The organism is Nostoc sp. UIC 10890 (genome assembly GCF_054786515.1).
In genome coordinates this window covers 1-1731 of the sequence record NZ_JBSGKF010000133.1, presented here as the reverse complement: position 1 = coordinate 1731, position 1731 = coordinate 1, and the positions used below count along the sequence as shown (strand labels likewise).

3 protein-coding genes are annotated in these 1731 nt (G+C 43.1%); all 3 read left to right on the top strand.

Going from position 1 to position 1731, the window contains the following annotated elements:
• The first annotated feature begins 93 nt into the window (after positions 1 to 93).
• Entirely contained in the window at positions 94 to 552 is a 459-nt protein-coding gene (locus tag ACWATR_RS39860) for a DUF1392 domain-containing protein (RefSeq protein WP_460345862.1), read from the top strand.
• A gap of 39 nt (positions 553 to 591) precedes the next feature.
• A complete protein-coding gene (locus ACWATR_RS39855) occupies positions 592 to 1407 on the top strand; it encodes a KilA-N domain-containing protein (RefSeq protein ID WP_460345859.1) in 816 nt (271 codons plus the stop codon).
• A 9-nt stretch (positions 1408 to 1416) separates the two neighbouring features.
• A partial coding sequence (locus ACWATR_RS39850; RefSeq protein WP_460345856.1) for a hypothetical protein occupies positions 1417 to 1731 on the top strand: 315 nt, incomplete at its 3' end.

Below are 1731 nucleotides of genomic sequence, written 5' to 3'. Positions count from 1 at the left end.
GATAGAGAATTGGTGCAAGTACAGAACACGGGACGCGGCTTTTTGTTGGAGATTGCCGAGGATTTTTAAGTTATTAATCCCAGAGGAAAAAGCATGATTGACTACGTTAACGCACTTAAAACCAGTTGGTATATCTCCCCGCCTTGGGGTCAAACAATTCCGCCCGTTGAGGTGAATTTACTGGAGAGAGTTTACCTGAAAACTACAAGAACATTTGGTTATTGCTCTGGTGTGCAATGGAAACATGAGTGTTGGCTTTATACAGTCATCTGTGGTGATGAAATTGTTCACGCTACAGAACATCAAATCATTGGGACTGGTCAATTAGAAACTCTCACGGTGCAAAAATCTGCTTTCGCTTTGGGGCAGAAAGTAATCCTATGTTCTTACGGTGATGGCACGAAACAACGACTAATTCTAGGGGTTGTACTTGTGGATAAGTTTTGGTTTTACCTTGTCGAATTGGTATCGCCAACATTGGCTGAAACACCAACTATACTTAATCGCTTCTCGCTGGTTGGTGAAAAAAGTTTAGTACGGGTGAATGCCTGAATCAGTTCACTATTTTGTTCAATAAACAGGTAATGAATTATGTTGACACACTCATGGCGCGGCTCAGAAATTCAGCAAATGCCCCAAGATGGAGAAATAGGTAAATACAGTATCCCAAAGGGCTATGTGAATGCAACTCAGATGTGCGCGGCAAATGGGAAACTTTGGGGACATTACAAAGAAAGAAAATCTACAAAAGCCTATTGGTTAGAGCTTTCTAACGATATCGGGATTCCGATATCGTTACTGATAATCGAAGTTGAAGGACGTGGAAGTATCCAAGGGACTTGGGTATATCCAGAGGTAGCAATCGATTTAGCTCAGTGGGTATCTATTCCATTTCGCATCTGGGCAAACAGAACCCTAATGAAAGTAATGCTCTCCAGTGAAGTAGAGCAAAAACCAATACCAGAGCCAGAGAAACCACCAAAAGCATTAGCCCCATCCCATGAAGCTGCACAGTTAGCCCTGCTGGTGGGTGAATTTGCTGGATTAGAGAAATCCCTCACCGCTCAACTTGCAGTTAACGCTGCCACCAGAGTTAATCCAGCCCTCAAGCCAGCAGCCGATGAACTCAAGACTGCGATCGGTTGCACCAATGTTAGCGATGATGCTTACCTAAGACCAACCGATATTGGCGAGAAAGTTGGAATGAGTGCAGTAGCTGTAAACAACTGGTTGGTTCATGCTGGCTTGCAATACCGTACTAATGATAAGAAAATCCCATATCGTCCAACCGACTCAGGTAAGCAATGGGGACGGATGGTTTCAGCGATCGCCAAAGGTTCAAATCAGACTGTCTTTCAGCTACGGTGGTTGCCAAGTATTACACAATTGTTTAATGAACGCAACTGAGGTGAAACAGTGGAAGAAATTATTGATGAAATTGGTAAAGAGATTAGCCTTGCCTACAGGTTTTATCAAGGTTATGGCTACTTCCTCTCGGCTACTGTTGCCGAATGGTTAGGTGTTGAGTCTTTAGTAAATTGGCAGTACAAAACAATCTTGGATCTGTGTGCAGTCGATTTAATTAGCGATGCTGTTGACAACTTGGGAAATCAACGAGGCAGACGATACCTTTCATACTTCATGCTACATGGAACTTACTCAGGCAGACAAACAGTTTTTGGGGATGGCGTGAATGTAGCTGACATAGAAAGATTGGTCGTTATGATTAAC